The organism is Algoriphagus sediminis, assembly GCF_030403435.1.
Taxonomy (GTDB): domain Bacteria; phylum Bacteroidota; class Bacteroidia; order Cytophagales; family Cyclobacteriaceae; genus Algoriphagus; species Algoriphagus sediminis.
The window spans coordinates 326563-346427 of record NZ_JAUEPH010000003.1 but is presented as its reverse complement, the minus strand read 5'-3'; the positions used below and the strand labels follow the sequence as shown (position 1 = coordinate 346427).

11 protein-coding genes are annotated in these 19865 nt (G+C 42.3%); all 11 read left to right on the top strand.

Going from position 1 to position 19865, the window contains the following annotated elements:
• Nucleotides 1-128: 128 nt before the first annotated feature.
• The 11 genes from QVH07_RS08010 to QVH07_RS07960 all read left to right on the top strand — a co-directional run bounded on the left by QVH07_RS08010 (nt 129) and on the right by QVH07_RS07960 (nt 19857).
• Nucleotides 129-3884, top strand: a complete 3756-nt coding sequence (locus QVH07_RS08010; RefSeq protein WP_289999644.1) for a sensor histidine kinase — start codon at nt 129-131, stop codon at nt 3882-3884.
• A 17-nt stretch (nt 3885-3901) separates the two neighbouring features.
• Nucleotides 3902-5269, top strand: coding sequence for a sensor histidine kinase (locus tag QVH07_RS08005; RefSeq protein ID WP_289999643.1), 1368 nt, complete (start codon nt 3902-3904; stop codon nt 5267-5269).
• Nucleotides 5256-8927 (top strand): ATP-binding protein, encoded by a 3672-nt coding sequence (locus QVH07_RS08000; protein ID WP_289999642.1) that lies wholly within the window; start codon nt 5256-5258, stop codon nt 8925-8927. The genes QVH07_RS08005 and QVH07_RS08000 overlap by 14 nt, the downstream gene beginning before the upstream one ends.
• Nucleotides 8928-8929: 2 nt before the next feature.
• Entirely contained in the window at nt 8930-9304 is a 375-nt protein-coding gene (locus tag QVH07_RS07995; protein WP_289999641.1) for a response regulator, read from the top strand.
• Between the two features lie 3 nt (nt 9305-9307).
• Nucleotides 9308-10354 (top strand): adenylate/guanylate cyclase domain-containing protein, encoded by a 1047-nt coding sequence (locus QVH07_RS07990; protein ID WP_289999640.1) that lies wholly within the window; start codon nt 9308-9310, stop codon nt 10352-10354.
• Between the two features lie 29 nt (nt 10355-10383).
• On the top strand, nt 10384-13977 hold the full coding sequence (locus tag QVH07_RS07985) for an amidohydrolase family protein (protein WP_289999639.1): 3594 nt from the start codon (nt 10384-10386) through the stop codon (nt 13975-13977).
• Nucleotides 13978-14080: 103 nt separating this feature from the next.
• Nucleotides 14081-14455, top strand: a complete 375-nt coding sequence (locus tag QVH07_RS07980; RefSeq protein WP_289999638.1) for a nuclear transport factor 2 family protein — start codon at nt 14081-14083, stop codon at nt 14453-14455.
• A gap of 236 nt (nt 14456-14691) precedes the next feature.
• Nucleotides 14692-15612 carry an NAD(P)-dependent alcohol dehydrogenase gene (locus QVH07_RS07975; protein WP_289999637.1) on the top strand — a complete coding sequence of 307 codons (921 nt, stop codon included), beginning with the start codon at nt 14692-14694 and terminating at the stop codon, nt 15610-15612.
• Between the two features lie 135 nt (nt 15613-15747).
• Nucleotides 15748-17079, top strand: coding sequence for a GntP family permease (locus QVH07_RS07970; protein WP_289999636.1), 1332 nt, complete (start codon nt 15748-15750; stop codon nt 17077-17079).
• Between the two features lie 3 nt (nt 17080-17082).
• Entirely contained in the window at nt 17083-18216 is a 1134-nt protein-coding gene (locus QVH07_RS07965) for a cellulase family glycosylhydrolase (protein WP_289999635.1), read from the top strand.
• 81 nt (nt 18217-18297) lie between these two features.
• On the top strand, nt 18298-19857 hold the full coding sequence (locus QVH07_RS07960; protein WP_289999634.1) for a M20/M25/M40 family metallo-hydrolase: 1560 nt from the start codon (nt 18298-18300) through the stop codon (nt 19855-19857).
• Nucleotides 19858-19865 lie beyond the last annotated feature (8 nt).

The following is a 19865-nucleotide window of genomic DNA, read 5'->3' as shown; positions in this document are numbered from 1 at the left end:
ATCAGAGTATCAGAAAAAACCCTAAATTTTGATAGAAATCGTTTTTCTGAAGATATAATTCAGTTTTTATATCACCAATCAAAATCCAAAAGTCAAGTTTTCTGGATTATTACCTAATGAGAGATTCAATGCTAAGAAAGCATTCTTATTTTTTATTTTTGATTCTTTTGGCTCTTTCCTGGTCTTGTTCTACGGAAGAGCAAAGCCAAACCAAGGAAAAAGCTGTATGGCAGGAGCCAGAAGTAATTAACCTAAGTGACCCTTCAAAGGGAAAACCACTTGAAGTGGTCCGATTGACGAATGTGCCGTCTCCACAGATTGTGAAAGTACCTCAAAAATCTGGAGGATTCTACGTAAAAAACAGAGGAACTGAAGCAGAGGAGGTCATTCCATTTGAGGTCCCTGTCGTTAACCCATTACCCACCCTTACCGATGGAGAGGGACGTGAAGTTTTGGATGATGAAGGAAACCCATATCTTCTTGGAAGTGGTGGAGTCACACAATTTACCTCCTACACCTCTGACAATGGCTTAGGATTAGATGCTGTGAATTGTGCTTTTTTAGACTCCAGAGGGCATATGTGGTTTGGAACCAATGGTGGAGGAGTCAGTCGCTTTGACGGCAGAACTTTTACAAACTATACCACCGCTGAAGGATTAGGAGGCAATCAAGTTCGAAGTATAGTTGAGGATTCAAATGGGGTCATTTGGATTGGTGCATTAGATGGAGGAATCACAAAATATGATGGAAAGGAATTTACTTCTTATTCCACGGAGGAAGGTCTCTTGGACAATCAGGTTTTTACGGTGATTGTTGATCAGGATGAAGCAATCTGGGCTGGAACGCTAAATGGGGGTGTAGCTAAATTTGATGGGGAAAAATTTTCAAATTATACAGTGATAGAGGGGCTTCCAAATGATGGAGTAATTTCACTTCTTGAGGATGAGGATGGCTTTATTTGGATCGGAACTAATGGAGGAGGACTATCCAGATGGGATGGTAATACCTTTACCACTTTCAATGAAAGTGATGGTCTCCCCGGAAACCGAATCCGAAGCCTTTACCAGGACCCCAATGGACTGATCTGGATTGGAATAATCGGAGCAGGGGTAACTACCTATGATGGAAAAGCCTTTAAACATTACGACCAAAGTGATGGACTTGCTGGTTTGATTGTAAGGCAAGTGATCACTACCTCCAAAGGAGAAACCTGGTTAGTAACCAACGAAGGCGCAAGCAAATTTAATCAGGGCAAATTCATCACCTATCGGGAAGCTCATGGGTTACCCACGAATAATCTCAATTCCTTGGCAGAGGACTCAAATGGGAAGCTCTGGTTTGGAACCGAAGGAGGTGGAATCACACGCTATGAGGGCGAGGGATTCGTGAATTTCTCCACGGAGCAAGGCCTGGCTGAGGAAATTGTTATGAGCATCGAAGAGGACCAAAACAATGATATCTGGTTTGGGACTGTTTATGGAGGAGTAAGTCACTTTGACGGAACCAAATTCACAAATTACTCAGAAAGCCAAGGGCTGGCTGATGATATTGTTTTAAGCATAATCGAGGATTCCAGTGGAAACATTTGGTTCGGAACAGGAGGAGGAGGTGCGAGTAGGTACAATGGAAATGTGGTTGGGCCTGAATCAGCCACCTTTTCAAACTTCACCATGAAACAGGGTCTTGCTGGAAATGATGTTTATGGAATACTGGAGGATCAATCCGGAAACATCTGGTTCGCGACCGACGGCGGCGGGGTAAGCAAATTCGATGGAGAGTCCTTTACCAATATCAATTCCTCCAATGGACTGGCCGGTGATGCGATCCTTGGATTGGAAGAGGATCATTTGGGTAATATTTGGATCGCGGCAATTGATGGAGGCCTGAGTCGATTTGATGGTGAAAATCTTATCAATTTCACAACCGAACAGGGGCTCGTAGATAATGGTGTGCAAAGAGTAACCCTAGACAGCAAAGACAATCTCTGGATAGGAACCATACATGGTTTTAGCTTTGTCCCTAAAGAAAAATTAGATAGGCTGGAGGAAATAATAAACCAGGGGTATAAAGAATCTCTTTTTGAAAACTTTACTGTTTCAGATGGATTGCCCAATGACCTGATTTTACAAATATCCGAATTGCCCGAAGGAAAAATGGCAATAGGCACCAATCTAGGAATTACTTTATTCGATGCACCGGAATCGGGAAGAGCGAAGCTGGATTCGCTCAGCAATATTGAATTTTTTCATGCCCAAACCGGATTTCCTGTTCGAGACCTCACAGATGGACAAAACGGAATGTTTCTAGATTCACAAGGAAACCTTTGGGCTGGTACCGGTAGCAATAAAACCTCTCTAGTCAGATTCAACTATTCTGCTTTAAATAAGAATACGAATGTTCCATCTGTAGCTATCAATGAAATTCAAATCAACGAGACTCAGATTTCCTGGAATAATCTACTAAGAGCCAAATCAGAAATGGCTGGATCTGCGATTTCTAATTCCGAACTCGCTGAGGAAATGGAAGTTTTTGGGCGAAGCCTAAGCACCAGGGAAAGGCAAGAAATGTCGCCTCAGTTTGATAAAATTCAATTTGATGGAATTACTCCTTTCTTTGCCCTACCGGAAAATCTGACTCTTCCCTATAAAAACAATCAAGTAAACATCAACTTTATCACAAACGAGTTGGCCAAACCTGATTTGATCGAATACAGGTATTATCTGGAAGGGTATGATCAGGGCTGGAGTCCGGTGGTTAAAAAATCCAGTGCTAGTTTCGGTAATATTCAGGAGGGCGAATACACTTTTAATGTAATCGCAAGATACACCGGCCCCACCGAAGGAGGTGGGGGAGAATGGTCTGAACCTGCCCAATATTCTTTCATTGTACTTCCCCCATGGTATCGTACCTGGTGGGCCTATTTGATCTATGCAGTCCTTTTGATCTCCCTACTATATCCTTTCAGTCAATATCAAAAGAGGCAGGTAATAAAAAAGGAGCAGGAGAAAGCTCGTGAAAGAGAACTAGAGCAGGCTAAGCAAATCGAGAAAGCTTACACTGAGCTAGAAGCTTCCCATGAGAATCTTAAGGCTACCCAATCTCAGCTTATTCAATCCGAAAAGATGGCTTCACTTGGTGAACTCACGGCGGGCATTGCTCATGAGATTCAGAATCCATTGAATTTTGTGAACAACTTTTCCGAGGTGAGCAAGGAGCTCATGGAGGAGATGGAAGCAGAGCTAAAGAAAGAAGACACGGAGGAGGTTTTTGCTATTGCCAGGGATATCAAGGATAACCTTGAGCGGATAAGTTCTCATGGTAGACGAGCAGATTCCATTGTGAAAGCTATGCTCCAGCATAGCCGAACGGGTGCAGGAAACAAAGAAGAAACCGATATCAATGCTTTAGCGGATGAGTTTTTGCGTTTGAGCTATCATGCCATCAGGTCTAAAGACCAGGACTTCCGTACTGAATACAAATTAGAACTGGATCCCAAACTTCCCAAGGTGGTAGTGATTCCACAGGACATAGGAAAGGTCCTTCTGAATATTACAAACAATGCCTTTTACTACGCAAATGAGCATGATAAGAATCTCAAAGATCCAGATTTTAAGCCATTGGTTACAGTAAAAACCAAAAAGCATAAAAAGAGTATAGAAATCCAGATAATTGATAATGGTGCTGGGATTCCGGATGATATTAAGGAAAAAGTATTCCAGCCATTTTTTACGACAAAACCCACTGGAAAAGGTACTGGTCTCGGGCTATCACTTAGCTATGATATCATTAAGTCCCATGGTGGAGAGCTGAGCGCCAAATCGATAAGTGAGATGAAGGAGGGGGAGACAGGAACCATTTTTAGTATTATCTTACCCTTAACTTAATAAACCAAGCCTGCGGTATGGGATTAGACGCCTTTATAATTCTCTTTATTATCATCTTTCTCAGAAGGGATTTAGATAAAAGTCCTGAAAGTCAATTTTGGAGAACCCGATTCAACTATGGGATGGCATTGATCATCTTCCTGGGAGTAATGTCAGAGGCAAAGTTAGGGATCACCTTATTATGGGACTTGGGAATAATGGCCGTCTATGCAATTGTCGCCTACACCATATACATGGTGGATCAATTCAGGCATAAAAAGTACTTTATCGTTTGCTGGACACCGACCCTTATTTTATCCTTCCTCGTCGGTATCGTAGAAAGCTTCTTCCCCAGCTTTGCCACAGCATGGGAAGACGTGATTGCGGCTATTTTAATTTTTTCTCTGATATGGGGAATCGGGCTTTGGCTTTTTGGCCGAAGGCAAAGAAAAGCTTTGGAGCAAGAGCGAAAAATAGCTGAGGAGAAAGAAAAAGAATATCAAATCACTCAGGAGATCAGAGCCTCTTTGGAGATGGAGGTCTCTGACCGGACCAAGGCTCTGGTCAAGCAAAAAGAAGAGCTACAGAAAGCTTTGGAAGAATTAAAAGCAACTCAGGACCAATTAGTGCATTCGGAGAAAATGGCTTCGCTCGGTGAACTCACCGCAGGGATTGCTCATGAAATTCAAAATCCACTGAATTTTGTAAATAATTTTTCAGAAGTGAGCAATGAGCTCATTGCAGAAATCCAAGAAGAATTTGCCAAATCAAAAGATGATCAAGATCCAGAATTGATCAAGGAGATATTCACGGATTTAGCACAAAACCTATCCAAAATTCAAACCCATGGCAAGCGGGCAGATTCTATCGTGAAAGGTATGCTACAGCACAGCCGCAACAGCGGGGATGAAAAAGAGTTAACTGATATCAACCTTCTAGCAGATGAATATCTCCGTCTAAGTTATCACGGTCTGAGAGCCAAGGATAAATCCTTCAATGCCGAATTCGAGCTGAACCTGGAAGAGGGTTTGCCTGAAATGAAAGTAGTGCCTCAGGACATTGGTAGAGTTTTTCTGAATCTGATCAATAATGCTTTCTATGCTGTAAACGAGAAAAGCAAAAAGGAGGATTCTAGTAATTATAAACCTCTAGTCACAGTTTCGACAAAAAAGAGATCAGGTGGCATAGAAATAAGCGTGAATGATAATGGAGATGGAATTCCAAAGGACATTGTCAACAAAATATTCCAACCATTCTTCACAACCAAACCTACAGGATCAGGTACTGGTCTAGGCTTAAGTATGAGTTATGATATCATCACCAAAGGCCACGGGGGTACACTAAAAGTTAAGTCCAATGAGGGAAAGGGAACCACATTTACCATTACGCTGAATGAAGAAAATTAAAAGCCCTGGTTTTTCAAGGGTCGGATTGATCCTAATTCTTGCTCTGGCTTTCTCTTGCCAGCAAAGGACTGAGGTCCCCTATCCAGAAAATCCATCTGGGTTTGAGATCCCAAAACCAGTTGCTTTTGAGATGCCTGAAGGAAAACCCTTTACGTGGAAGGTGGTTCCTCAGGACAGCGTTCCTAAGGGCAGAACCATGCGGTATGACCTGGATCGCTTGCCCTCCACCCCTTTTGACCTACAGGAAGAAGAACCCCTCAAGGCCCCTTTAGAAGTAACAAACTTTAATTGGGACGAGTTGGAAGAGATCCCTTTTTCACTTGAGGTTGAGACAGACACCTTAAAAACCACTTTCGCTTTACTCCCAGAGCCAATTATCAGTGCTACAGGAATCCCCCTAAAAGCGGAAAATATTAATGCAGGTATCTTGAGCCTCAACTCTGGTCAAGGGCTACCTGGCTCTTCAATTAATGGTCAAATAATAGACAATAACGGGATTCACTGGATCGGTACAGATCAAGGTTTAATAAAATTTACAGGAAGTGAATTTCATCTTTATGATATTATCACAAGCGATTTTTCCGGTACATTAAATACCATATCAGATTTGGATCTTTTTCCAGACGGGAGAATATTGATTTCGACCTTTTATAAAGGCCTTTTGATTCTTGATCCAGACACTGAAATTGTGGAAACTATTGATCTTCCCTACGGTTTTTCAAGGAGTTATATTGACCGGGACGGAAATTTCTGGGGAGGGATGACCACCCCGGGAGTTAAATTTATTGACTTTGAGGCTAAAACTCTTTCAACTTGGAACATCCCATCTGAGTATAATGTCCTACGTTCCATGGGGGTTTTTGAAGATTCTAAAGACAACCTTTGGATTGGCTTGAGTAATGGCATAGGTATCGTTAACCCCGAAAAAACCTCTATCAAGCTTTTAAAATCCGATCCACTGGTGCAGAGTTTTAACATATTTGATTTTATCGAAACATCAGAAGGTGATGTACTATTGAATTCATTTTCTCCGGGCCTTTCCATTGTTTCTCTTGAAAATGAAACCGTGTCACGCATTGCTCAAGACCAAGGATTTGAAGGAGCACCAATGGATATCAAATTAGATGATGAAGAAAATGTTTGGATTGGATCCAATGGCTATTTTACCATTTACTACCCTAACAAGTCCACACTCAAAAGAATTGAAACGGGCCTAAACATATGGGTTTTGGGTCAGGGTCCCCCTTCTGTATCCATTTTCGACTTAGAGGGGATATATTGGGCTGGAACCTTGCCGAATGGACTTTTAATCTATGATCCTCATGGCACCGACTCCCGGCATTTTTCTACCGATGATGGACTCGTGAGTAATGACACTTGGGGAATAATGGAAGATGAGGAATCTCGTGTTTGGCTAGCAACCTATGGAGGTCTAAATATTTATGATCCCAAATCAAAGGAGCTGAAGTATCTCGAAATCCCAGCGTCTATAGGGTCCAATGATCACCGGGGATTCTCGAAGCTCACTGATAATGAGGTGTTTTTGGGCTCTGTGGGAGGATTTGCCATCATTAATCTGGGAGAGCGAACCATCACATCATATGGAGCGAACTCAGAAACGGCTCTATTCAATTGGCGGGCAATACAAAGACCGGATAGTACTATTTGGATTGCCAGCAGTGCCGGACTACTGGTTTTTGATAGGGAAAAAGGAAGCATGAAAAAATTAGATTCTTCCTCGGGTATAGCTGGAGATACTGTTTGGGGTATTCTAGAAGATTCGCTAGGACAGGTATGGTTAGTGAGTAATTCTGGGATCAATATTATCGATCCTGAGAACGAAACGGTAAAGTATATTGGGGTAACTGAAGGTCTTCTCACAGTGGATCAATCCGCTCTCCTTATTTCCCCTGAAGATGAAATGATTATTGGTGGATCTAAAGGAATCTCAATCCTGAATAAAGACAGAACCACCATTACTCATGTAAATCGAGCGCATGGTCTCTACCCAGAGGCGCTTTACGATATGATAATATCTCAAGGAAGGATTCAACTCGGAACAGAAAACGGCATCGTCGTCATAGACAAACCAGAAACAGGCAGTTCGGACTCTTCATGGAGATTTTCAAATTATGCAAGGGCTGAGGGCTATCCTTTTTCTGATTACAATCAATCCACTGCAGTGGCCACATCCACTGGGAAAGTGTGGTGGGCTGCATCCCCTGCACTTAGCGTCAATCTACAGGATCCAATAACCAAAGGTAAATCAGTTCTACCTCCTTTACTAGATGCGATTCAGATCATGGATCAGCGGCCAAAATTTTTCGAAAAGGAAAATTATGAAGCTGCAAAGGACAGTCTTCTGGAAAATGAAATGGGACTCAATTATCTCGTTGAAAACAAAATCACTTGGGATAGTCTCTCTAATAAGAGCAAATTACCTATTGGTTTGACACTCCCACATCATCAGAATTCTCTCACCTTCATTTATTCCAACTCCACAATCAAAAGTAGGGATGAAATAGAGTTCAGATACGTCTTAGAAGGCACCGACAGCGAATGGTCCGAAGTGACTAAGAGTCCCAGGTCAAAAACTTATTTCAACCTCCTGCCTGGAGAATATACTTTTAAAGTAATTACCAAGGATTTCTCTGGGGTTTGGAGCCAACCTACTACTTTCTCATTTACCATTCTTCCTCCTTGGTGGCTAACATGGTGGGCATTTTTCCTTTATGCCTTCCTTCTTGGACTTTTGATTTACATCATTGTGCAGGTACGATCATCTTACCTGAAGCGGGAAAATAAATTACTTGAAGAGCGAGTAAACCACAGAACTTCCCAGCTTAAAAAATCCATTGAAGACCTGCAATCTACCCAGGAACAACTTATTCAATCAGAAAAAATGGCTTCTCTTGGAGAACTTACCGCGGGAATAGCACATGAAATTCAAAACCCTCTGAACTTTGTGAATAACTTCTCAGAGGTGAGTAATGAACTGATTCAAGAAATTAGAGAAGAAAAAAGCAAAGAGAAAGTTGATGAAACACTAGTGAATGAACTGTTAGACGACATAGAGAAAAACCTATCAAAAATAAATCTTCACGGGAAAAGAGCAGACTCTATTGTGAAAGGAATGCTCCAGCATTCCCGAAATAGCTCGAATGAAAAGGAACTAACTGATATCAACCTTCTGGCTGATGAATATCTTCGTCTAAGCTATCATGGTCTCAGAGCAAAGGATAAGTCCTTTACTGCAGAATTTGAGTTAAATCTAGATGAAAATCTACCTAAGATAGAAATTGTCCCACAAGACATAGGACGAGTTTTATTGAATCTGATCAACAATGGCTTCTATGCCGCTACAGAGAAAAAAAAGAACCAAAAAGATCAAGGAGGAGTGGTTCCAAAAGTAACCGTCTCAACCAGAAAAATACCAGAAGGTGTAGAAATCCGAGTTCGGGATAACGGGACTGGCATACCAGAGGAAATCAGATCTAAGATATTTCAGCCATTCTTTACGACCAAACCCACAGGGGCAGGAACGGGACTTGGCCTTTCAATGAGTTATGACATTATCACCAAAGGTCATAACGGAAGGCTTGAAGTAGAAAGCAAAAGCGGTGAATACACAGAATTTATTATTATTTTACCTAACTAGTTATGAAAATTTTAATCGTAGATGATGAAAAAGATGTCGAGTTACTTTTTCGACAAAAGTTTAGAAGGGAAATCCGAAGCGGAGCCATAGATATGGTCTTTGCTTTTTCAGGGTCGGAAGCTCTGGAAATCTTAGCAAACGACGATCCACCAGAAGTGATGTATATGTTTTCCGATATCAATATGCCGGGAATGACCGGACTTGAATTGCTGGAAATAGTAAAAAAAGACTTTCCAAATATCCAGGTAAGTATGATCTCTGCTTATGGAGATAGCGAGAATTACGATAAGGCCAAAAAATCCGGTGCCAAAGAATTTTTCACTAAACCTATAGATTTTGATTCCTTAAGAAAGGAGATCAGCAATCTCATAAATTAAATTATGTCCAACGCGGTAAAAATACTGGTAGTAGACGATGAGCCTGATTTAGAAGTCCTGATCAAGCAGAAGTTTCGAAAGAAAATTCGCTCAGAAGAATTTGAGTTTCTGTTCGCTTTGAATGGACGAATAGCTCTTGAAATTCTCGAAGAGAATCCCGATGTGGATATGATTCTGAGTGATATAAATATGCCTGAAATGGATGGGCTTACCCTCCTATCACGGGTGAAAGAAAAGTATTCCCTGCTGAAAACCGTGATCATCTCAGCCTATGGGGACATGGAAAATATCCGTGTTGCCATGAATCTTGGTGCTTTCGATTTCATCACAAAACCTGTGGATTTTCAGGATTTGGAAATCACCATAGACAAGACCATTCAGTATGTCACCCAGATCAAATCCAACCTGAAAGCTCTCAAAGAAAATGACATTCTTAAAATGTATGTCGACGAGAACGTTCTAAACTTCATGAGTGGTCAGTCCATGGAAAACGAGATCATGAAGAATGAGAATATAGAAGCTGCAGTAGCCTTTATCGATCTCTGTGGCTTCACCGCGATTTCAGAAAATGAATCTCCAAATACCGTAGTTGGCCTTTTGAATAATTACTTTGACCTGATGGTGAAAGAGATCATCGCTAGAGAAGGGAGTATTGATAAATTTATTGGGGATGCTGTAATGGCCGTTTTTCAAGGAGAAAATGCCAGGCAAAGAGCAGTGGAAACTTCTATTTCCATACGAGACAAAATGAATGAAATGCCTGAGTTTGAAGAATCGGGCTTTCGCCCAAAAGTTTCTGTCGGGATAAATTATGGTGAGATGGTTTCTGGAAATATTGGCTCCATTTCACTTAAACGACTGGATTATACAGTCATTGGGGATACCGTGAATGTAGCTGCGAGACTGCAATCCAAGGCCAACCCTGGCCAAATTCTAATTCTGGAAAAATATCAGGAAGAGATCTCAGACGCCTTCAAATTTGAAAAAATAGGAGTTTTTTCACTGAAGAATAAAGCTAAACCAGTCACCGTTTATGAGGTGATTTCTTAAATAATACACCCCCCTAATTTCAACCCAACATGAAAAAGTTTCTAATTCCCATGCTTATGGCTGGGATTTTTGGCTCTACGAATCTGTGGGCCGATGTTCCGTCTTTTCCTGTGTTTGTTTCATCCGACAGTACAGAAAAGGATTCTTTGGATTACCCAAAATTTAAAGATCTCCCATTGAAACCTGAACGGGAGATGAAGTTCACCACTGATGAAGGTACCTGGATGAGTATTGATGTTAGTCCCGATGGGCAGACCATTGCCTTCGACCTTCTTGGTGATATTTATACCATTCCAATATCTGGAGGAAAAGCTAAGGCCATCACTAGAGGTATGGCTTATGAAACACACCCAAGATTTTCGCCGGATGGAGAAAAAATACTCTTTACTTCGGATAGGGCTGGAAGCGATAATCTATGGTATATAGACATGGTCAAAAAAGATACCGTTCAAATCACCAAAGATAAAAAGGGGGATGTACCTGGGGCTGCTTGGACTCCAGACGGTGAATATATCGTAGTGAGTAAAGGTCGTAGAATCCCTAAACTTTGGATGTACCATAAAGATGGAGGTGGAGGCATTCAGCTAGTGACCGGTTCCTCTTCTTTTAAGACCATTGATCCAGTGGTAAGCCCTGATGGCGGAAAAGTATATTTCTCTCACAGGAATGGGTCTTGGAATTATAATGCCCTACTTCCTCAGTATCAGCTTGGCACATATGATTTTGACAAAGGAAATGTAACTAGCATCTCCACTCGATATGGTTCTGCCTTCACCCCTACGCTAAGTTCTGATGGTAAATGGATGGTGTATGGATCTCGATGGAAAAATAAAACGGGCCTAGTAGTGAGAGAGCTGGAAACCGGTGATGAAAAGTGGCTTGCCTATCCAGTCCAGAGAGATGACCAAGAGTCCATCGCTCCTCAAGGTGTCCTACCTGCAAGTGCCTTCACCCCAGACAGCAAAAATTTCATCACTTCATACGGAGGGAAAATCTGGAAAATCGACATTGATTCAGGTGAAGCTTCAGAAATACCTTTTGAAGTGGATGTGGAAATGGCCATGGGTCCAAGGCTATATTTCAATTATGAGGTGAAAGATACCACACATGCTCTGGTTACTCAGATTCGGGATGCTGTTCCATCCCCTGATGGTAGCAAGTTAGCATTCACCGCACTGAACAGGCTATATGTCATGGATTATCCCAATGGCACCCCGAAAAGAATTACTTCCAATGATTTCACAGAGGCAATGCCAGCATGGAACCCTGAAGGAACTCAATTGGCCTTTGTGACTTGGGATGAAAAAGAAGGAGGCGCCCTGTTCAAAACAAACCTCGCAGGAACTACAACCAAGCTGAGTGATTCTCCTGGAGTTTACCTCCAACCTGCCTGGAGTCATGATGATAGAATTGCTTTTTTCAAAGGTCCAAGAAGAGTTTTAAAAAATGCTGAAGGTCCGGGATTTTCAGGTTCCGAAGCAGAATTAATGTGGATTCCGGAAAATGGAGGAGTTGCTCGTCATATTATGGAAGCAGGGAATTATGGTAATGTTCACTTCACCATGGACACCAGCAGAGTCTTCTTGAATAAAGGAGGCGGGCAGCTACTTTCCGTGAAATGGGATGGAACAGATGAAAAAGTATATGCTAAGATTTCTGGAATAACCACCTTTGGCACTGTTGCAGATGGACATGAAGATCATGGACACAGCATCACCACCGAAGAAGGAACCGTAGAATATGTCATGGGCCTCCCCCGCTCCAAGGCTGATGCTGTAAATTACTGCATGCTACCTGAAGGAGCGAGCTCAAGAGAGCCTCAGCCTCAAGCTTCCAGCGCAAGCACCATTTTCATGGCTCCCAAAGGGGATAAAGCTCTTGCCCAAGTAAATAACAATGTCTATGTGGTAACCATTCCTAAAGCGGGTAAACCTGCAAACATCAATGTTGGAGACCCTTCTTCAAGTTCCTTCCCTTCTCGACAGCTTACAGAAATTGGTGGAGAATGGCCTGCATGGGAGGCAAATGGAGAGAAAATTCATTGGTCTCTGGGAAATGGTCATTGGGTTTATGACTTGACCAGAGCCGAAACTCTTGATGATTCGGTGAAGGCAGCAAAAAAGGCAAAAATGCTTGCAGATGCAGATAGTGTCAACACGCTTAAAGCTCAGGGAGAAGAGGCTGTAAAACTAGCGGATTCTTTAGCCAAAGCTGAAAAGAAGCGAATTGCAGACCTTTTCAAAGAGGACAAGGAAAAAGCTAAAGCCGACAGCATTTATAAAGCCGAGCAAAAAGAACGTGAAAAATATTCTCCAGAAGAGAATCAGGTAAAAGTTTACTATGCCAAGGATACTCCAAAGGGATCAATCCTCCTTCAAAACGCAAGAATCGTCACAATGAATGGCGAACAAGTCATTGAGAATGGAGATATCCTAATCGAAAATAATCGCATCAAAGCGGTTGGTGAAACAGGATCTTTAGATGCAGGAGATGCAGAGATAGTCGATGTTTCAGGGAAAACCATCACACCAGGCTTTATTGACACCCATGCCCATATGTGGCCTACATGGGGTATTCATAAAAACTCCGTCTGGATTTATGCGGCTAATTTAGCCTATGGTGTTACCACAACTCGAGATCCACAAACTGCAACTACAGACGTCCTCACTTATGCGGATATGGTTGAATCAGGTATGATTCCTGGCCCAAGAGTTTATTCGACAGGCCCTGGAGTTGGTTTTTGGATGTATAACCTTAAATCGCTTGATCAAACTAAAAATATTCTGAAGCAATACAGTAAATACTATAATACTCAGTACATCAAAATGTACCTGGTCGGTAACCGACAACATAGGCAGTGGATAATTATGGCAGCAAAAGAACAAGAGCTTATGCCCACCACCGAAGGAGGCTTGGATTATAAGTTAAATATCACACAACTAATCGATGGATATCCAGGTCATGAACATGCCATCCCAATCCATCCACTTTACAATGACGTGGTGAAAGTGATTGCTGATAGTAAGATGGCTGTGACACCAACCCTTTTGGTGGCCTATGGAGGCCCATGGGCAGAAAACTATTTTTACACCATGGAAAGTCCTTTGGGTGATGAAAAGCTAGCCAGGTTCACTCCATATAACGAATTGAACTCGAAGGCAAGAAGAAGAGCGGGAGGCCTTGGTGGTTGGTTCTCGCCAGAGGATCATGTTTACTCTCTTCATGCTCAGGGAATTAATGATATGGTTGAAGCTGGAGGTCTTGCTGGTGTTGGTTCCCATGGACAGCTGCAGGGACTAGGTTATCACTGGGAGCTTTGGGCAGTAGCCAGTGGAGGAATGAGTCCTATGAATGCGCTTAAAACAGCTACTATTCTAGGGGCAGAGGCTCTTGGTTTGGATAAAGAACTGGGAAGTATTGAAGCTGGAAAATTAGCAGACCTTGTGATCATGGATAGTAACCCCTTGGAGAATATCAGAAATACCAATACAATTACCCACGTGGTGAAAAATGGTCGACTTTATGACGGTAACTCGCTTGACGAGCTACTCCCTACACCAAGGAAATTGGATATAAGTCCCTGGACCAAAACTGCTCCAGCTGTGACTACGGAGCTAAATTGATAGGGCTAAATAAAACTAGAAAGGGGCTAAAAGCCCTTTTTTTTTTACGTGATTTTTCGGTCTGAGATTTGCTTTAGATACCCGAATTAATCACCCCCCTGTAATGACTGAAGAAGATATTTTAAATCTTTCCAAGAAGAAGTTTGCCTCTTGGCAATACACCGATGTTAATGTGTTTTCAAGAATTTTTGATGAACGTGGCCTCATTTTCAAAGAAAAAGATAATGCCATAACCAAAAATCAGATGATTGCTCAGATGGAATCCAAAGAGTGCACTTTCGAGGAAATTGACCTTAAAAATACAATGGTTCGCGTTTTTGGTACATCTGCAGTTGTGCACGGTGAAGGAGACTTTACAATAATCAAGTCAGGTAAAACAAGCGCGGTACATCTCAATTTTTTGGATGTCTGGGTGGAACGAGAAAATGGATGGCAATTAGTTTCAAGTCATTATGCTACTCCTATCTCGGCCGAATAAAAGCCTTCCGTTTGATTTTTTCCGTTTAATCAATAGAGCCTCCATCCTCCCGCTAAAGTCCTATTTCAGAAGAAAAGAGTATTCATTCTGGGGATAATGAGGGCTATGTCGTGTAAGGTAAGCTCCACTAATATCGATATATTGTAGCATAACGGGTGTTTCATTTCTGAAGCAGGGCAAACACTCGTATTTCAACTCCTAACTTTTGAGCTCAGCGAAACTTTTCAATCCTAATCATGAAAGCAGCCGTCTACCAACACTATGGTCCCCCTGAAGAAATCGAAATCAAGGAAGTGCCCAAACCGAAGCCTAAGGAAAACGAGATTTTAGTTAAGATTTTTGCTACCTCTGTGACTTCAGGAGATGTTCGACTTAGGAAGTCTGACTTCCCCCCTCTCTTTTGGCTGCCTGCACGGATTATTTTTGGGCTTTTTACTCCCAAAAAGAAGGTTCTTGGCCATGAGTTTTCAGGAGTGGTGGAAGAGGTTGGAAGTTCTATCACAAAATTTGAAGTTGGCCAAGAAGTTTTTGGAACAGCCACTCTTTTGCCTAACGGCTCATATGCTGAATATATCTGTGTTCCGGAAACATGGAAACATGGGGTGATTGAGCATAAGCCTAAAGGTGTTTCTCATGAAAAATCGGCTACACTACCGGTTGGTTGTATGACTGCCATGTTTTTGCTTGAAAAAGCAAAAGCTCAAAGTACTCAGAAAATTCTAATCTATGGGGCATCCGGAAGTGTGGGAAGTTTTGCGATACAGCTGGCCAAAAATATGGGGTTAGAAGTGACGGCGGTTTGTAGCACTGAGAAAATAGAAATGGTCAAGGAACTCGGAGCATACCATGTGATCGACTACAAAAAAGAGGATTTTACCAGATCAGGAAAATCCTTTGATGTGGTATTTGATTCGGTAGGTAAAAGCAGCAAATCTCAAGGACGAAAGGTTCTAAAAAATGGCGGCTCCTTCGTTTCTGTAAATATGATGACTAAAGAAAGAAGTGAGCACTTACTTAAAATAAAGAAGCTCGCTGAGGAAGGAAAAATTAAAGCCTACATTGATAAGACCTTCACATTAGACCAAATAGTGGAGGCCCATCGCTATGTGGAAACTGGAAGGAAGAGTGGGAATGTTGCAATTAAAATCAGGGATTAAAGCTTGGGAGATTTGAATTAGATCCTAAATGCAACCCGAAGCAAGGAAGAACCTAAAAGAGACTACTCATCATATTATCCTTTCTATTCTCCAATTTTTAGGTAATTTTTAGGATTGCAATCTATCTAACTCAGCATGTACACCATTTTCTTGATCTTACTTGTATTAGCCATTCTCTTATTGGCCATAGTCAAGTATGATATTCACCCCTTCTTAGCACTTATTGGCGGTGCCCTGATCTACGGACTTTTATCAGGGATGAGCCCAGACTTAATCCTTCAATCCATCTCTGAAGGATTTGGCGGTGTTCTTGGATCTGTTGGCTTACTTATTCTTTTTGGGGTAATCTTAGGAACCTTCCTTGAAAAGACTGGCGGGGCAATAGTCATTGCCGAGAAAATACTGAGTTGGCTAGGAAAGAAATCTGTTAACCTCACCATGATGTTCGGTGGTTATGTGCTTTCCATCCCAGTTTTTGGGGATTCTACCATCATCATGATGAACCCTATCGCAAAGTCGCTTTCCAGCAAGAGTAATCGATCCTACGCAGGTACGATGATCGCTCTCTCACTCGGAGCCATGTGTAGCCACTCTTTGGTTCCTCCGACCCCGGGTCCCATTGCCACCGCGGGAATCATTGGTGCTGACCTTGGGCAAATGATCTTTTTTGGAGTGATTATCTCCCTTTTAACCTTGATTCCGGCTTACATCTTTGTGAACAAGGTGGTGTCCAAAATTCCTTTGAAGCCAAAAATGAGCGAAAATGAGAGCAATTTAAATCGTTCTGCTTTCCCTTCCACCTTGAAGTCCTTCATACCGATTGTGATTCCTTTGGTCTTAATTATTCTGGCTTCTATTGCCACTTATCCTACCCAGCCCTTTGGAGAAGGAACTCACGTGACAGTCATTAAATTTATAGGAAGCCCTGTGATCGCTTTGCTTATAGGTGCTGTTTTGTCTTTTACCCTTCCGAAAAAATTGGACAAAAAAATGCTTTCGGCATCGGGCTGGATTGGAGAAGCATTGCTCATTGCCGCACCGGTAATCTTCATCACTGGAGCGGGTGCTGTATTCGGTAAAATGCTTCAAAATTCAGGAATTGGAACACTTGTGAGCGAGGGAATGCAAGATGCCAACTGGGGGATTTTTCTACCATTCTTGATTGCTTTTGCCTTAAAAACTGCTCAGGGCTCCACCACCGTTGCTATGATCACCACTGCATCCATCATAGCTCCTTTATTGGGACCATTAGGCCTGGACTCCGAAAGTATGAAAGTGCTGACCGCTTTATCTGTAGGAGCAGGAGCTATGGCAATATCTCATGCCAATGATAGTGGTTTCTGGGTAGTAACTCAACTTTCTGGAATGACCGTGAAGCAGGGGAACCAATCACATAGTCTAGGAACCTTGGTCATGGGGGTATCAGCCATATGTATTATTTACATCATAAGCCTTTTTATTTCCTAAGCTTTGAAAAACTACCTTCTACTATTTCTACTTCTTACCATTTTCTCATGTGCCAAAGAGGAAGAGGAGGACACCGCCGAGCAATGGTCCAAAGAAAAGGCCTGGGAATGGTACGATCAGCAACCCTGGTTGGTGGGTACTAACTTTAATCCAAGTACTTCCATAAATCAATTAGAGTTTTGGCAGGAAGAAACCTTCGATCCGGAAACCATCGATCGAGAGCTTCGCTGGTCTGCCGAATTGGGTATGAATCTGCATAGAATTTATCTGCACAATTTACTGTGGGATCAGGATTCAGCGGGTTTCTTAAAGCGGGTGGACGAATATCTCAGAATCGCTGATTCTTATGGAATCAAAACTATGCTGGTACTTTTAGATGATGTCTGGCATCCATACCCAAAATTAGGACCCCAACCCGACCCGGTGCCCCATCTTCATAATTCTGGTTGGGTTCAGGCACCAGGCGCTGAGATTTTGGGAGACTCCACAAGGCATGATGAACTTGAAAACTACATCAAGGGAGTAATGAACCACTTTGGTAAAGACGATCGCGTTTTGGTATGGGATATTTACAATGAACCAGATAATGTCTCCAGCCAAATGGGGCGAAAAGAGATTGAAGTAGAAAACAAACATATTTTCTCCCTTGCCTTACTGAAAAAGGTGGTTCGATGGTCCAGAGAGATAAATCCAGACCAGCCCATTACCACGGGGCTGTGGAGAGGTGATATCAGTAACTGGGGAAATCCTGATAGCCTTCCTCCATTGGACCGGTTTATGGTGGAAAACTCAGATGTCATTTCTTTTCACGCCTACGATGGTGATCCTGCAGCTGTAAAAGAAAAAATCGCCGAGCTGGAAAAATATGGTCGCCCTTTGCTATGCACCGAATATTTAGCTCGCGGGGGTGGAAACACTTTTGAGGCCATTCTTCCCATTTTTAAGGATAATAAAATTGCTGCCATCAATTGGGGCTTCGTTTCAGGAAAAACCAATACAATTTACCCTTGGGAGTCCTGGAGAAGGGAATTCAATGCAGAGCCGGAAGTTTGGCATCATGATATTTTAAGATCGGATGGTACACCTTTCTCAGAAGATGAGATTACCTTTATAAAATCAATCCTCTCTGACAATTAAATCACTCCTAGCATCTTACCTATTTTCCCCAATTCTAAAAGATCAGAATTCAATACCCCAACAATTATAAATCAGAATAATATGAAGAAATACTACATTTCTACTCTGGCTTTGATTCTTTGCTTTGGCCTGCAGGCCAAAGCTCAGGAGGAAGTACAGGATGAAGTCATCGAAAGCATCATTAAAGAGGCCGAAGAAAACTCTCAGCTGAGATATCTTGGCCATGAATTATTAGATGGGATCGGTCCACGATTAGTCGGATCTCCACAGATGCAAAAGGCACACGATTGGGCAGTGGCACAATTTGAAGAATGGGGGATAGAAGGGAAAAACGAGCAATGGGGAGAATGGCGTGGCTGGGAACGTGGGATTACCCATATCGATATGGTTGAACCCTGGGTGAGATCTCTCGCAGGAACGCAACTCGCATGGAGTCCTCCAAGTCCTGAAGGTGGTGCAACGGGTGAGGTAATTGTCATTCCGCAGCTAGAAGAAGGACAGTCATTTGAAGATTGGTTACCCAACGTAGAAGGAAAATATGTGATGATTTCTACTCCACAAGTCACGGGCCGTCCTGACTACAACTGGGAAGAGTGGTCCACAGAGGAATCTTTTTCCCAGATGAAAGAAGAAAGAGGTGAAGTACAGGCTGAATGGGAACTGCGCATGAGTCAAACAGGTCATGGTCGAAGAGAACTTCCTGTTGTTTTAGAAGAAGCTGGTGCCCTAGGAGTGATCACTTCTTATTGGTCCAGAGGTTTCGGAGCTAATAAAATATTCTCGGCATACACGAAGAAAGTCCCTACCATAGACCTATCACTTGAAGATTATGGTCTTTTATTCAGGCTAGCAGAAAGCGGAAAGAAGCCCAAAATACACTTGAATGCACAATCAAGAGAAACGGGCGTACAACCTACCTTCAATACCTTTGGTGAAATAAGAGGAACAGAAAAGCCCGAAGAGTATGTCATGCTATCCGCTCACTTCGACTCATGGGACGGAGCAACTGGTGCCACGGATAATGGTACAGGAGTCATCACCATGATGGAAGTGATGCGAATTCTGAAGAAGGTTTATCCTAACCCAAAACGAACAATACTAGTAGGTCTTTGGGGTTCTGAAGAACAAGGCTTAAACGGATCAAGAGCTTTTGTAGAAGATCATCCGGAAACCCTTGATAAAATTCAGGTACTATTTAATCAGGATAATGGAACCGGAAGAATTGCCAGACTTTCTGGACAAGGCTTTGTGGACAGTTATGAATACTTGGGCAGATGGCTGGCGGAAGTGCCTAGACCTATTACTCAAGACATAGAAACTAATTTCCCTGGAAATCCAGGAGGAGGCGGTTCTGATTATGCCTCTTTCGTGGCTGCGGGTGTTCCGGCTTTCTCACTCAGTTCGCTTAGCTGGTCCTATTTTAATTACACCTGGCATACGAATCTGGACACCTATGATAAAATCGTGTTTGAGGAAGTGAAAAATAATGCGATTATGACTGCAATCCTGGTTTATATGGCTTGTGAGGAACCAGAATTGGTTTCCAGAAAACGAAGAGTTCCAATCAATCAAAGAAGCGGACAGCCGGCATACTGGCCAGTGCCGCGATCTCCTAACCGAAAAGGAATGATAGATAATTAATCAAAAAA

Excerpts from the sequence above, each read along its gene's own strand:
- QVH07_RS08000 (WP_289999642.1), top strand. The coding sequence starts at position 5,256 with ATGAAGAAAATTAAAAGCCCTGGTTTTTCAAGGGTCGGATTGATCCTA.
- QVH07_RS07975 (WP_289999637.1), top strand. The coding sequence starts at position 14,692 with ATGAAAGCAGCCGTCTACCAACACTATGGTCCCCCTGAAGAAATCGAA.
- QVH07_RS07980 (WP_289999638.1), top strand. The coding sequence starts at position 14,081 with ATGACTGAAGAAGATATTTTAAATCTTTCCAAGAAGAAGTTTGCCTCT.
- QVH07_RS07990 (WP_289999640.1), top strand. The coding sequence starts at position 9,308 with ATGTCCAACGCGGTAAAAATACTGGTAGTAGACGATGAGCCTGATTTA.
- QVH07_RS08010 (WP_289999644.1), top strand. The coding sequence starts at position 129 with ATGCTAAGAAAGCATTCTTATTTTTTATTTTTGATTCTTTTGGCTCTT.
- QVH07_RS08005 (WP_289999643.1), top strand. The coding sequence starts at position 3,902 with ATGGGATTAGACGCCTTTATAATTCTCTTTATTATCATCTTTCTCAGA.
- QVH07_RS07995 (WP_289999641.1), top strand. The coding sequence starts at position 8,930 with ATGAAAATTTTAATCGTAGATGATGAAAAAGATGTCGAGTTACTTTTT.
- QVH07_RS07960 (WP_289999634.1), top strand. The coding sequence starts at position 18,298 with ATGAAGAAATACTACATTTCTACTCTGGCTTTGATTCTTTGCTTTGGC.
- QVH07_RS07970 (WP_289999636.1), top strand. The coding sequence starts at position 15,748 with ATGTACACCATTTTCTTGATCTTACTTGTATTAGCCATTCTCTTATTG.
- QVH07_RS07985 (WP_289999639.1), top strand. The coding sequence starts at position 10,384 with ATGAAAAAGTTTCTAATTCCCATGCTTATGGCTGGGATTTTTGGCTCT.